General features: G+C 38.9%; 18 protein-coding genes. 9 read left to right on the top strand and 9 right to left on the bottom strand.

Annotated elements, in window-relative coordinates; translation table 11 throughout:
* Positions 1-17 precede the first annotated feature (17 nt).
* Genes K401_RS0110055 through K401_RS32830 form a run of 3 tightly spaced genes read right to left on the bottom strand, consistent with a single transcriptional unit; the run spans position 18 to position 807 of the window.
* Positions 18-332 (bottom strand): hypothetical protein, encoded by a 315-nt coding sequence (locus K401_RS0110055; RefSeq protein WP_024292828.1) that lies wholly within the window; start codon positions 330-332, stop codon positions 18-20.
* 19 nt (positions 333-351) lie between these two features.
* A complete protein-coding gene (locus tag K401_RS0110050) occupies positions 352-636 on the bottom strand; it encodes a hypothetical protein (RefSeq protein ID WP_024292827.1) in 285 nt (94 codons plus the stop codon).
* Between the two features lie 18 nt (positions 637-654).
* Complete coding sequence (locus K401_RS32830) at positions 655-807, bottom strand: hypothetical protein (protein ID WP_156945264.1); 153 nt, start codon at positions 805-807, stop codon at positions 655-657.
* Between the two features lie 385 nt (positions 808-1,192).
* On the opposite strand from K401_RS32830, the gene K401_RS0110040 reads away from it, so the two are divergent.
* The 5 genes from K401_RS0110040 to K401_RS0110015 all read left to right on the top strand — a co-directional run bounded on the left by K401_RS0110040 (position 1,193) and on the right by K401_RS0110015 (position 5,279).
* Positions 1,193-1,756 (top strand): hypothetical protein, encoded by a 564-nt coding sequence (locus tag K401_RS0110040; protein ID WP_024292825.1) that lies wholly within the window; start codon positions 1,193-1,195, stop codon positions 1,754-1,756.
* Between the two features lie 630 nt (positions 1,757-2,386).
* Entirely contained in the window at positions 2,387-2,704 is a 318-nt protein-coding gene (locus K401_RS32370) for a helix-turn-helix domain-containing protein (RefSeq protein ID WP_024292823.1), read from the top strand.
* Positions 2,705-2,727: 23 nt separating this feature from the next.
* Positions 2,728-3,198: an ImmA/IrrE family metallo-endopeptidase gene (locus K401_RS0110025; protein ID WP_024292822.1), complete on the top strand. Its 471-nt coding sequence runs from the start codon at positions 2,728-2,730 to the stop codon at positions 3,196-3,198.
* 58 nt (positions 3,199-3,256) lie between these two features.
* Positions 3,257-3,979, top strand: a complete 723-nt coding sequence (locus tag K401_RS0110020) for an SHOCT domain-containing protein (RefSeq protein ID WP_024292821.1) — start codon at positions 3,257-3,259, stop codon at positions 3,977-3,979.
* 166 nt (positions 3,980-4,145) lie between these two features.
* Positions 4,146-5,279: a tyrosine-type recombinase/integrase gene (locus tag K401_RS0110015; protein WP_024292820.1), complete on the top strand. Its 1,134-nt coding sequence runs from the start codon at positions 4,146-4,148 to the stop codon at positions 5,277-5,279.
* Between the two features lie 71 nt (positions 5,280-5,350).
* On the opposite strand, the gene K401_RS0110010 is transcribed toward K401_RS0110015, so the two are convergent.
* Positions 5,351-6,496, bottom strand: coding sequence for a glycosyl hydrolase family 18 protein (locus K401_RS0110010; protein WP_024292819.1), 1,146 nt, complete (start codon positions 6,494-6,496; stop codon positions 5,351-5,353).
* A gap of 511 nt (positions 6,497-7,007) precedes the next feature.
* On the opposite strand from K401_RS0110010, the gene K401_RS33180 reads away from it, so the two are divergent.
* Entirely contained in the window at positions 7,008-7,172 is a 165-nt protein-coding gene (locus K401_RS33180) for a hypothetical protein (protein WP_166435266.1), read from the top strand.
* 393 nt (positions 7,173-7,565) lie between these two features.
* On the opposite strand, the gene K401_RS0109990 is transcribed toward K401_RS33180, so the two are convergent.
* Entirely contained in the window at positions 7,566-8,006 is a 441-nt protein-coding gene (locus K401_RS0109990) for a putative ABC transporter permease (RefSeq protein ID WP_024292817.1), read from the bottom strand.
* A gap of 722 nt (positions 8,007-8,728) precedes the next feature.
* Here K401_RS0109990 and K401_RS33175 point away from each other — a divergent pair.
* Entirely contained in the window at positions 8,729-8,884 is a 156-nt protein-coding gene (locus tag K401_RS33175; RefSeq protein ID WP_166435265.1) for a glycine zipper domain-containing protein, read from the top strand.
* 125 nt (positions 8,885-9,009) lie between these two features.
* Here K401_RS33175 and K401_RS32825 read toward each other — a convergent pair whose 3' ends face one another.
* Positions 9,010-9,180: a hypothetical protein gene (locus K401_RS32825; RefSeq protein WP_156882377.1), complete on the bottom strand. Its 171-nt coding sequence runs from the start codon at positions 9,178-9,180 to the stop codon at positions 9,010-9,012.
* 193 nt (positions 9,181-9,373) lie between these two features.
* Here K401_RS32825 and K401_RS0109965 point away from each other — a divergent pair, with 193 nt between their 5' ends.
* Positions 9,374-9,973, top strand: a complete 600-nt coding sequence (locus tag K401_RS0109965; RefSeq protein WP_024292816.1) for an HD domain-containing protein — start codon at positions 9,374-9,376, stop codon at positions 9,971-9,973.
* Positions 9,974-10,262: 289 nt separating this feature from the next.
* A complete protein-coding gene (locus K401_RS32820; RefSeq protein WP_156882378.1) occupies positions 10,263-10,439 on the top strand; it encodes a hypothetical protein in 177 nt (58 codons plus the stop codon).
* 182 nt (positions 10,440-10,621) lie between these two features.
* Here K401_RS32820 and K401_RS32815 read toward each other — a convergent pair whose 3' ends face one another.
* From K401_RS32815 to K401_RS0109950, 3 genes are all read right to left on the bottom strand, one after another.
* Positions 10,622-10,771, bottom strand: coding sequence for a hypothetical protein (locus K401_RS32815; RefSeq protein WP_156882379.1), 150 nt, complete (start codon positions 10,769-10,771; stop codon positions 10,622-10,624).
* 226 nt (positions 10,772-10,997) lie between these two features.
* Entirely contained in the window at positions 10,998-11,435 is a 438-nt protein-coding gene (locus K401_RS0109955; protein ID WP_024292815.1) for a DUF3955 domain-containing protein, read from the bottom strand.
* Positions 11,426-11,908 carry an RNA polymerase sigma factor gene (locus K401_RS0109950; RefSeq protein WP_024292814.1) on the bottom strand — a complete coding sequence of 161 codons (483 nt, stop codon included), beginning with the start codon at positions 11,906-11,908 and terminating at the stop codon, positions 11,426-11,428. Before K401_RS0109950 ends, K401_RS0109955 begins: the two co-directional genes overlap by 10 nt.
* Between the last annotated feature and the right edge of the window lie 89 nt (positions 11,909-11,997).

The raw sequence follows: 11,997 nt of genomic DNA, 5'->3' as shown, positions 1-11,997 counted from the left end.
TGTGAAATATTTACGTGTTACCTTGATTCCCTGGGAGTTGCCGCTCCTGGGGTTTCAGTTTTTAGAGTCTGTATGACTCCATCAATTTCTGAAATTGCTTTTTCGTACTCCAGTTTAGAAACCTGAAACCGTTTGAGCAATGCAGTTCTGGCCCGCTTAGTCACTACAATGTATTGGCCGATTCCCTGCTTTACCATGATTGCCTCCGGAAACTCTGCTTGAACATACGGAAATAATTCATCCGCAAGTGCTTCATTAGCCATGCCGTAAGGCGATCCTTTCCGGTTTTGCAATTCCGTTAAGTAATAGTTCAGACGATCTTCATTTATCATGACCCCTCTCCTCCTCTCATTAAATTTCGATTTCATCAACGAGCATGAAACATTTTTGTCTAACCGCTATCATGACTAACTGTTTTTGTTCATCCAGCCATTCACCGAAGTCACCAGTAAAATCATTATTTTCAGTACAGATCATTGCATTGACTGTCATGTTCATACCATTGATAAAACCAAGTGCAGCATTTCCAGCTGCTTTTGCTCTTTCAATAGTCTCTGCCTTATCAATCCATTCCTTGTAATTTTCAAGTTCCCGTCCTGCGCTTACTGTCAAGTCAATATTGTTAATTTTTTTCATATTTCAATTGCTCTCCTCTCACATCACTTCCAACGAGCCACATACCGCAAACAGCACGGCCAGACAACAGAAAAATATGATTGTCATCCGGACGTAGCATATGGCTTTGTCCATTAGTGGGTGCCTGCTGTGATCGGTGTAATCATCTAAATTGTCATAGTACTTTTTCATGAGATTTACCCCTTACTCTCTTCTGCCAATTTTAGCAGATACTGATCCCATTTATTTACATCCACTTGCCATCTACGGCCAACGCGGATTGCTGGAGATCCTTTTCTTTTAAACAGGGACTCTATTGTGTTGTGACTTATGCCGTGGCGCTCTACGCAGTCCTTGATTGTTAGGAATTGCTTGTCCAACTTTATTTTCCCTCCTCTCATAATCTTTGCATGGATACCGCCTGCTCCGTTCCAGACAGCGGTTGCGGTACCGGCAGGACTTGCATGAATATGTAATTTCTATATGTATCACCATTCCTTTCTTGTAAAATTTTCCATTTCTCCTTATAATGTAAGTACCAGACTGCCATCTGGAATATATATGATAGGAGAAAAAAATGGTTCCTCTAATCAATGTTTCATTAAAGTTTTTCCTACTGCTTTTTTTTGTTACTGCATACATTGTTAAAATTGTAAAATCATTTATGAAGCTTAACGAAATATTAAAATGTTTAAAGTGTCTATTAAGATACATAAATTCCGCAAGAATAGATAGAATAAGCCTTCAATTTGATAAGAAAGAAAATTATCAACAATGTCTTAATGAAACCCTGCTTAAATTCCCAACGATACAAAAATACTACGGTGATTATGGCGATTCACTTGAATATGGGGCTTCCGATGTAGAAAATTATAGAGCTGCTATAAATATTTGCAATTATCTGCTGATGAAACGAAACTATCTTCTTCAAGACTTTAAATCTTCTTTTAATCCAGTACGGACATTAAAAACACTTTTTTCATTCCCAAGCAATTTAATTGAATTGATAGGATTTAATCCCTCTGCAGTAGCTTCAAGAGTTATAAACCTTGGCGGCTGGCTTTTATCCCTTGCAATCAGCCTTTATTCAACAGAAATAAAAGTTTTAATATCAGCCTTAATCCAAAAGCTTATGAACTGATAAATAGACAAGCATAAATAGTACAGACGATTGATACTTTGAAAGAATCTCACCATCAAAGCCAAAAATCATTTTCAAAATGAAAAAGCAGCTGAGTGTTAATAATAATGCGAGGCTGTTTTTCTTTATCTTTATCTCTCTCACCTCCCCTTTCTACTGCTTGTCCACGGCCCCGACCGTCCAGTCTTGCCCTCCTCTTTTTCGATGCGCTGTTACGCGTCCTGGGTGTCTTCCAGTAAGCTGTCTACGGTTACGCCTAATAGCCTGGCAACTCTGTGCACCCTCCATACACTTGGTTCATTTTCATCCCATTTACAAATACTGCTCCTCGGAAATTCAAGGCGTCTTTCTAGTTGTGAAATAGGGATATTTTGTTTATCGCACAGAGCCTTAATATTGTCATATAGCAAAGCTTCACCTCCTACAATTTTTGTAGTTGCGTAATATTTTATGAATTTAGCTTGACATTTTGCGTAAAATATTCTAGAATCAGAAGTGCCAATAATCAATTTAAGAATATACGCTTACAACATGACATTCGCAAAATCTTGCGCAACTCATAATTTTATTATACATAAAATTTTGCGAATGTCAATAGTTAATTGCGCAAAATTTTGAGGTATAACAAAAATGGGATTATATGAACGTATACGTGATACTGCCAAATTGAAAGGTTATTCCGTCAATCGGCTGGAACAAGAACTCGGGTTTGCTCGTAGCTCCATTAATAAATTTAATAAAAACATGCCGAGCGGAGACAAATTGCAAAAGATTGCAGAATTTTTGGGCGTTTCTGTCGATTTCCTGCTAACAGGACAAGAATCTAATCCTGAAACTTCGCGGATTGAAACCCTAGCAGCTCATTTTGAAGGAGAAAAACTTTCAGAGGAAGAAATGGAAGAAATTATGAATTATGTTGCGTTTGTAAAAAGTAGACGTAAAAAATAGTATTACACGGGGACTACAGAGTAATGAATGACTTAGAAAAAGAAGAACAGGAAGCGACAGACATCGGTTTACAAATCGATTATGTCCCTTTTAAGAGCGAAAATATTAAAGGTTTATACTGCGATGGGTCTATAGCAATTAGTAATCACATTGATACGTGTGTTGAAAGAGCATGTATACTTGCAGAAGAATTAGGACACTTTCATACTTCTTCTGGTATAATTTTAAATATGGAAAGTGCTGTCAATCAGAAACAGGAAAATTCCGCAAGGCTATGGGCCTATAATAAAATGGTTACAATAGAAAAATTAATTTCTGCCAAGGAAGCTGGTTGCTCTAACCGGTATGAAATCGCAGAGCATCTTAATGTAACTGAATCTTTTCTTCAAGAGGCCATAGATTGTTATCGTTCAAAGTATGGCCTTGGTTTTCAAAAAGGCGAATACATAATATTATTTGAGCCATTTAATATTTGCAAAATGTCAAGTGAGTAAAAATGCTGTGATTTTATAGAAAATTGTAAATAGATAAAAAAGAAAAGAGGTAATAAATATGGGGATAATGGACAATCTGGTTGGTTTGGCCAAAAATGAAATTGAAAACACTAAAGCAAAGGCCTTGAAACAGGCAGAGTGCTCAAAAGACAGAAGTATTCCTTTAAGTATGTCTTTTGGATTTAAAGAACTTGGACTCGGTCCCTCCGCCACACTTCGCCAGAAGTTAGACGGTGCCACATACTTTAACTATGACGATTCAGAAATTTATAAGATTGTAGATTACCATTGGAATGGACCTACTTATGATTCTGTGATGACAGCGAACACAAAAGGCTCTACAAACAGTGAAACAACCAAAAAAGGAAAATCGGGAAAAATGGCTACTGGGGCTATTATCGGCACAGTGCTTTTCCCTGGTGTCGGTACGGTTGTTGGTGCTGCTATTGGGGCAGGAGGAAAAAGCAAGGCAAAGACTCAATCCACAAACGAGTCTGCTACACAACAAGTACATAAGCAAGTTGAAAAAGATAATACAGCTATACTTAAATTACAAAGAATAAGCGATGGGACAGTCTTTCCAATTACCATCGCCTGCAACTCGAAGACCGATTCTCAAATTCAGTGTTTTAAAATAGAGAAAGAACTTTCAATCTCTTCTTCATCAAAAGAAATATCAGATTCTCTTAAAGGAATTAAGGCACTAAAGGAGCTTCTAGATATGGGAGCTATCACTCAAGAAGAATTCGACACAAAGAAAAAACAGTTGCTTAATCAATAATACGAAAAACCGCCCAGCACTCGCAATGCTGAACGGCTTTACATAGATTTTCTCTTACCGGACTTCCGGAAAGATATATCCATCTCATCAATGGAATTATATCATTTCTGGAACGCTCTGGCAAGAGGGCGTATTTATTTTACCCATTTTTAGGAGGAATGATATTATGGCTGAGAAAAAGAAGAAAAGAAAGGATGGACGATACTCCAAACAGGTGACCATAGGACTAAGGAACGGTAAGCCAATCCGAAAAACCATATATGGAAAAACACAAAAAGAACTGGACAAGAATTATAGGGATTTTATGAGTCTTAAGGACAAAGGGATTATCTTGCAAGAGGAGAACATGACCTTTCGTGAATTATCTGACCTGTGGCTCACGAATGAAAAAGTAGGAAGCGTTAAGGAGCAATCAATCACAGTCATCAAAAGCCGGCTGAAAACTATCAATTCTTACATTGGAGATATTAAAGTAAAAAATCTTAAGCAGAGTCACATTGAGGAATTCCGTAAAGTATTAATTGAATCCGGGAAGGTAGACAGATACAATAAATGTTTATCCACAATCCGGGCAATTATAAAATACGCAGTCCACAAAGATATTATGGCAAAGGATATTACAGGTGGAATGTCACGAGTTAATTATCACAGAAAAGAAAGAAGATCTCTCACTCAAGAAGAGCGAGACTTGATTGAAAAAGCAGACTTAAACGAATTTGAATACTGCCTCGCAAATCTCCTGCTCTACACCGGACTGCGAAAAAGCGAAGCACTAGCCCTGAATGTATCTGACATAGACTTGAAGAAGAGAAAGATTAATGTCTGCAAGACCCTTGTATCAAGTAAGAGCGTTACTGATTGCTTACAAGACTACCCCAAAACCAAAGCTGGCAAGCGGCAGGTGCCCATACCAATGCCTCTATACCCTATTTTGAAAGATTATATTTCCCATAAAGACGGGATTTTATTTCCCTCAAAATATGGAAGCTATATCGGGTTAAATTATTTTTTTAGGCGCTGGAAGCAATTTATCAATAAGCTCCAGGCGGTTAGTGACAAGCCTCTCCCTGACGATATTACCGCGCATACGTTTAGGCATACTTATGCCAGTGATTTATATAAGGCAGGAGTAGATATTAAGCAAGCGCAATATCTTTTAGGACATGATGATATCAAAACCACTTTAGATACCTACACCCATTTCGGATACGCAGATGTAAAGGTTGATAAGTTAGAGGCTTATTACAATGCAGTCAAAATGCAGTCAGAGAGAAAAGTAATACCCATGAAACACGCATAAACAAAGGGTTTCATGGGTATGTATCGGCAATAGCAAAAGTGCAACGGACTTTTTCTGAAAACAGACAAAAATCAGTTTACAAACTTTATAATATCAAACATTTGCTCCAATAGCAGCCAGTTTGCCCGGAAAAATTGCATGATCTGCCAGTACCCTGCCCCGGTCAGGCCGTATTCCTTGATTAAGTCAAACTTGGCCTTATAGCTTCTCACATCCTCAAACCATACCTCATGCTGGACTCCATATTGCCAATAGCGGAAAAATGGGGACATAGCGACCTCATCAAACTGAATCTCCACACCATGATCAATGGCAATCTGGACCGCTTCCAAATTGTTTATGGTTCTTGCCCTTGTCACACCTCTCTCATAGGGCAGAGGCCAGTCATACCCATAGTTGGGGATGCCAAGGCTGATCTTTTCCTTCGGGATCTCTGTCAAGGCATAATCCACCACTCTTCTGACCATGTTGATTGGTGCTACGGCCATTGGCGGGCCGAATGTATACCCCCACTCATAAGTCATAAGCAAAACCCTGTTAGCTGCTTCTCCTAAAAGCCTGTAATCAACACCTTCATACAAAAGCCCGCTCTGAGTAGCCGATGTCTTGGGAGCCAGGGCCACCGTGACCTGATAGCCGAACTGGTTCATGATCTGAGTGGTCCGTCTCACCAATTCCGCATAGCCAATACGGTCATCCGCCATAATATATTCAAAATCAAAATCCAGGCCTGCGAATCCCTTTTCCAGCATCTTAAGGCCTAAGTTCCAGGTCATCCTCTGCTGGACCTCCATATTATGTACCGCCGTAGTAACCAAGTTGTTGTTAAAATGCCCGTCAGGTCCAAGAGGGGTGAGTGTCAAAATCGGGCGCACTCCAAGTTGCCAGGCCCTTTCTATCATCCAGTCATCAGGGCTCATGGGCGGCACCAGATCCCCCTCCATGGTAAATCCATAGGAAAACACATAAAGATCGGTCAGATATGGAAGAGTATTTTGCAGATTATCCTGACTGATGATCGGGTATGCATAGCCGAACACATAAAGAGGCGTCCTATCTTCCGAGGGACTTTCATCACGAATGTAAAGTGCCTGGCCGACAGCCAGGCGGTACGGATAACCGATCTGGTTATCAAATATCAGGCTTTCTACCGGAATGCCCTGGGAAGCGGCAATGGTGTCCACACTGTCCCCCCGCTTTACCACATATATTCTCATAGTAGCATCCTTTTACCAGAATTGGTAAAGCATATGTTGAAAAAATCCGAAACATGACAGAAAGAGACATCTTTTCAGGGCTGTTCAGAAAATGATATGTTCTGCTATGTAAAAGGCGGGGTCCGGAATACCGGATGCCCGCCTTTCATACTAACTAGCAATCACTCTCGTTGTTGCAATTCTCTTCATTAATCCAGCGGCAAGGAGCATTTCTGCACCCGTCTCGGTATCCCTGCCAATAACATCTTCGTTTTTCCTCTGCGCAAGGATCATTATTAATGTTACCACAGTTGTTCCAACATCTGCAACAGCATCTACAGCAATTCCTTCTATTACCCCAGTTAAAGCAGCACATAATGCAACACCTCTTTTTATTAAACTTTACACTGTATACTATGGGACAAACAGACAAGTTGTGAATTCAGAAAAGTTTGAGAATGGAGCAATTTCCAGACATTTCCACTTAAGTTATTGCATTACCTATTTTATAATTCACTATGAGGTGATTACTATGAATTTTATAGAAAGAAATCTGGCAGCAGAATTTGATCGATTAAAAAAAGTCAGTGAAGGTGTTAAAGCTCCGAAGGCTCCAGCAGGAGAATTTAAAAAAATACTGAAAGAAATGGAACAAAGAGGTATTGAACCGAAAATTCGTAAAGAGTTGGAAAAGTGACCATTGGCAGCCAATCAATGGTTTCCACCTCTTCTATATTCATTTTACTCCGCCAATCCTGGATGCTGCAGTGTGCCATCCTGATCAGTTGTGATTGTTACCAAATCCATAGCCATTTTCCCTCCTGACCCTGAAGCAAATCATGCCAGACCGGCTGACCGGTAATTCCATTATAGAATCTCCAGTCACCATCTTTCTGATACCAGCCGTATTTCTTCTCCGGAACTGCCGCCGTAGATATCTTAAAGGCTGCCCAAGTATGCGTTGTATGGCTAAATACATATGGATCCGGATATATCTTCCCTGCCACATCGCAGTGTCAGATCATGTGATCTGCAGGAATATCATACTTTGCCTGCGGCTGTACATAATACATTTTTCATTCTCATTTTCTCAAACTTTCTTAATTATAGATTTTTTAAAAAACGTATAATGCGGTCGGTCTTCTCCGAACAGCCAATATCTAAGCCAGTCATCTAACACGATCCCAGCACCGCTAATCCAGAACCATAAAAAGGAAAATTCCGGGCAGATCTGTCCCAGGATATTACCTGGCATGTGGCTGTAATCCCATATTCCCCAACCGAGCCATATATTTACTATACAGCCGGTTAATAACTCAAAGTATGTAATTATAATCATACCTATGATCATTTGCTGGAAGAGGGGCATCTGCCAAGGTATCAACTCGTTGATCAGGCCCAAAACCACAAAGCAGATGCCGCCTAAAAGAAACATGGTCCAATGTGAGCGGCTGCGGAATGCCAGTTCCATACCTATATAAATGATCCCGCCTGTAAACCAGAGAAATACATATTTAAACGCCTGATTCATCCCTTAGCTCCTTTCTCCTATGTCATAAAGGCAGTTTGTGCCAGATATGTTTATAAACTATTCCTGTAAGTAATATGGTATGAGGTATGGAGCATAGCTTTTTTAATTATCAGGGATATGTCAGCCGCAGGATTATGCCGGCACGACTGGCCATCTGCAGGATATACAATCTTCTCCGCCCCGGCCGCAAGCCGCATCTGATATCTCCATCACCCCTTCTGAGCACTCTGGCAAATCCGATTATTATTCTCCCTCAGCTTTTTGGCATTCGAAAACCCATTTACCCGCTTATTCTTTTTCCGGGACTTTTCAAATTCCTTTGCCACGATTAAGCCGCATATCAATCAGTCCTTCATGGCTACCAATCATAGTTCCAAACTTCCTGACAAGATACACCTGAACCATAATTATCTTTTTATCTTTCAGTTTCACATTTTGCTTTCTTTCTCCTTACCAGCGGCTCCCAAAGCACCGGATCTGGGCATAATCATGTACACGGATAGGGGGATAGCGGGACATCATTACTGATAAGGTCATAAATGGAGTCGGTTTTATGGATATATCTGCTTCTGCAAAGGGAATCCTTTGTGCTTGCACAAATTGAACCCGGCGCTCTTTTGATGATTTTCTCAATGTAGTTCTGCTTCTTGTAAAAATTCCCATGTACTTATTTGTACAACTAATGTAAACTAGTTTTATATAATTCAGAAAGGAAAACTATTATGTCTAAAAATAATAAAAATAATTATTCTAACTCTGGTTTAGCTACCGGAATGAGTCTAGGCTTGATATTTGGGTTACTATTTGATAATCTCGCCTTTGGTATCATTATAGGCATGATAATTGGTCTAATAAGTGACCGCAATAAAAGCGGATAAGAAACAACATATTATTTTTATGAAAATTGCCTGTTATGCATATTCGACATATTAACAAGCTTTATGGCTTAGCCTTGATTATTGCTTATCCCATGGAGTATTTCCCTTGCAAAATCTTCACATGCCTATATATAGCCATCTCTATCAGCCGTTGCTCTTTCAACTTCTTTACTACACTGCAGCTTTGCCTCATGCTCTAAGGCATCCGCTATTTCATGGGTCTTATCAATCCATTCTCCTGCCTTTAACATTTCCCCTCTAAAGTATGGACCCAGATTGCTATGGTGCTCTGGCATATTTCCGATTATCCAGGGGCGATTCGTTTCTTGCTGCCGGGATAATGTAATAATGATTTCTACTCTCTTTATAATAATAAAAAACCACCTTACATCTTTATACTTATTGAATTCTATTACACAATATGATACGATGCGAATTAACACAAATATTATGGATAATTACATTATTATAAGGGGGGGGGTAACACTATTGGATTTACAAAAATACAAGGTACTTGAGGATTACATGCTTTCATGTATGAAAGATAGCGCACACGATAAAGATCATATTTACAGGGTCTTATATGTTGCATTAGACATTGCCAGCCAGGAATGTAATGTAAATTACGATGTGCTGATTTGTGCCTGTCTGCTTCACGACATAGGCCGGAATGAACAATTTAAAAACCCCAAATTATGCCACGCTGCTATTGGCTCCCAAAAAGCATATAACTTTTTAATTTCTAATGGTTATAAAGCCGAATATGCCACACATGTAAGTTCTTGTATAAAAACACACCGATTTCGTACCGATGCACCACCACAAAGTATAGAAGCGAAAATTTTATTTGATGCTGACAAAATAGACGCAACAGGGACTCTCGGTATAGCACGTACCATTTTTTACAAAGGACAGGTATCTGAACCACTCTATTCCCGTTTTTACACAAGCAGGGGGCTAGAAGTTGCATCGGAACGTCGGGCAGCTGCAATATCTTTCTATGAAAGCATGGTGCATGAAGTACAATCATCATATAGGGTTGGCAGGGAATTACTTCGTGGCCAAATAATCGAACAAGCTAATAATTAGTCAAATACTTTCACAATCTCTTCACATATCCATCAAATTCCTGTCACAATTTCCAGGTATATTAATAATCACAAAGAGGTTAATAACCCTTTAATATATAGCTTCTTTTCATGCTTCAGCCGGCAGGGTTTCGTCTCCTTGCCGGCCCCTTTCGTTTTAAGGCAAATACTTCGGAAAATCATAATTTTTATAATATGTTTCTTCCCCCTCTATTGAGTTAAATTCTTAGCATTTTGCATATTATTTTTTGTTCTGCAGACACTACTGAAAAGCGAAAGGAGCATCAATCTTGAATAACAAAGATATATCTTCCAACAAACAGGGCAGTGCAACAGACAATAATGCCAGTAATAAAAATGTTACCCTTACAGATCATCGTTCGAAAACCGCATTAAATAGCGATTATATTGATCCATTTTATACTCCTCCGGGTGAAGGCCCTAAACCTAGAATTACATCCAATTAAGCATCATCCAGTTACGCAAGGGAGATTTAAATCTCCCTTGTTATTCTTTGCATCATCTTTCCAGCACCTGTTATGCATTCCTGGCAGATTTTACAGTGGGATCATTTGGCCTTTTTAATCAGTTTCTTGTCGTGTACCATAGTTAGGTTTCTTTTTTCTGTAAACCTAATTATGCTGAATAATCAACCGCTCAAAGAGTAAGTCCCTTTTCCTGTATGGCTGCTCCATTTATTAATAAATCCCTTGTAAAAAATGATGTTATCTTTTAATGAGAACTCTTCATTTAATCCGGATCCTTTAACGTCAATATCAACTGTAACCGCCACTCTCATAGTTACGCCTTCCTTTCTCTGTAAGTATCAGTCTTCTGGATTTACCGCAATAAAAAACTACCAGCAAAATACTGAACTGCTCCCTGACAAGTAGACAGTGTTAAAGAATAAACAATTTTACATTTAAATAGTCTGCTACAAGGGGAGTATATCATACTGATAGTTAGTAGTTCTTTAACCTATTTATATTATTGGCTATACATAATGAGCAATATCTTTCAAATAATTATTTAGCATTTAGCATGCGCCTTTTTATAGCCAGAATCCCTAGAACAAGGCCTGACAACAGTGCAGCCAATCCAAACAGGTAGGATAGCGGAATCAAAGCAAACGGTTCCACCAGAAATCCTTCTGCAGTTACATAACTGCCGATCATATTAAATGCCACCAGGCACCCCACACTGGCAATAATCGAAAAAAGTAATGTGCCTGTGAAAAAAGATGACAATCTGTCCTGTTTCCATTTCTTTGCAATATTATTCATAATTTTTACATCCTCCGTATTTTTAACCGCTTTTATCTCTATATCAATTTGCTTCAGCTCGCCACGGCACCTTTCACAGGTTGATAAATGCTCTTCAATTAATTTGCGGCTGTCCTCACTGCATACATTATCGTGATACAATGGTAGCAGGTCCTTTATTATTTCGCAGGTTATTCGCATTCTATCCTCTCCTTTAATTTCATTTTTGCTCGATGGTAAGTGACCCTCGCCCAGCTTTCTGTTTTTTCAAATAAGCTCCCTATCTGTGAAAAGGATAAGTCTCCAAACACCCGTAGCATAAAAACCTCCTTATAGGGTTCGCCTAAACTATGAAGCTCTTTGTGAATTTTATATACAGATTCTTTCGATAACAGGCTCTGCTCTAACGTTGAATCAGCAAGAATATCTTCCGCCTCAGTCAAGTCTTTAAGACACTTTTCTTTCTTTTTGTAGGTGAAAAATGTATTTTTTGCAATTTGACATAACCACACATAGAGTTTGCACTTCCCATCAAATTTATCGATGTTTTTTAAAGCCTTAAAAAATGTCTCTTGTGTTATTTCTTCCGCAATCATTTCATCCCTGCTTATCGACAAAACATATTTATAGACATCCTTGAAGTAAAGAATGTATATTTCATTGAAGTCCTCCACTTTTTCACCTCGCTTTCATACATAAGACTACGGAAGATCGAATTCGTTACAAATATTTTTTCTCGGCATAGTAATTAAAGATTATTTTA

It is taken from the genome of Lacrimispora indolis DSM 755 (genome assembly GCF_000526995.1).
Classification (GTDB): domain Bacteria; phylum Bacillota; class Clostridia; order Lachnospirales; family Lachnospiraceae; genus Lacrimispora; species Lacrimispora indolis.
Note: the sequence above shows the minus strand (reverse complement) of the source record. Positions and strands in the feature narration are given on the sequence as shown.

Bases quoted from the DNA above. Each gene is read 5' to 3' on its own strand.
- K401_RS0110055 (WP_024292828.1), bottom strand. From the start codon at position 332: ATGATAAATGAAGATCGTCTGAACTATTACTTAACGGAATTGCAAAAC.
- K401_RS0110050 (WP_024292827.1), bottom strand. From the start codon at position 636: ATGAAAAAAATTAACAATATTGACTTGACAGTAAGCGCAGGACGGGAA.
- K401_RS32830 (WP_156945264.1), bottom strand. From the start codon at position 807: ATGAAAAAGTACTATGACAATTTAGATGATTACACCGATCACAGCAGG.
- K401_RS0110040 (WP_024292825.1), top strand. From the start codon at position 1,193: ATGGTTCCTCTAATCAATGTTTCATTAAAGTTTTTCCTACTGCTTTTT.
- K401_RS32370 (WP_024292823.1), top strand. From the start codon at position 2,387: ATGGGATTATATGAACGTATACGTGATACTGCCAAATTGAAAGGTTAT.
- K401_RS0110025 (WP_024292822.1), top strand. From the start codon at position 2,728: ATGAATGACTTAGAAAAAGAAGAACAGGAAGCGACAGACATCGGTTTA.
- K401_RS0110020 (WP_024292821.1), top strand. From the start codon at position 3,257: ATGGGGATAATGGACAATCTGGTTGGTTTGGCCAAAAATGAAATTGAA.
- K401_RS0110015 (WP_024292820.1), top strand. From the start codon at position 4,146: ATGGCTGAGAAAAAGAAGAAAAGAAAGGATGGACGATACTCCAAACAG.
- K401_RS0110010 (WP_024292819.1), bottom strand. From the start codon at position 6,496: ATGAGAATATATGTGGTAAAGCGGGGGGACAGTGTGGACACCATTGCC.
- K401_RS33180 (WP_166435266.1), top strand. From the start codon at position 7,008: ATGAATTTTATAGAAAGAAATCTGGCAGCAGAATTTGATCGATTAAAA.
- K401_RS0109990 (WP_024292817.1), bottom strand. From the start codon at position 8,006: ATGAATCAGGCGTTTAAATATGTATTTCTCTGGTTTACAGGCGGGATC.
- K401_RS33175 (WP_166435265.1), top strand. From the start codon at position 8,729: ATGTCTAAAAATAATAAAAATAATTATTCTAACTCTGGTTTAGCTACC.
- K401_RS32825 (WP_156882377.1), bottom strand. From the start codon at position 9,180: ATGCCAGAGCACCATAGCAATCTGGGTCCATACTTTAGAGGGGAAATG.
- K401_RS32815 (WP_156882379.1), bottom strand. From the start codon at position 10,771: ATGAGAGTGGCGGTTACAGTTGATATTGACGTTAAAGGATCCGGATTA.
- K401_RS0109955 (WP_024292815.1), bottom strand. From the start codon at position 11,435: ATGCGAATAACCTGCGAAATAATAAAGGACCTGCTACCATTGTATCAC.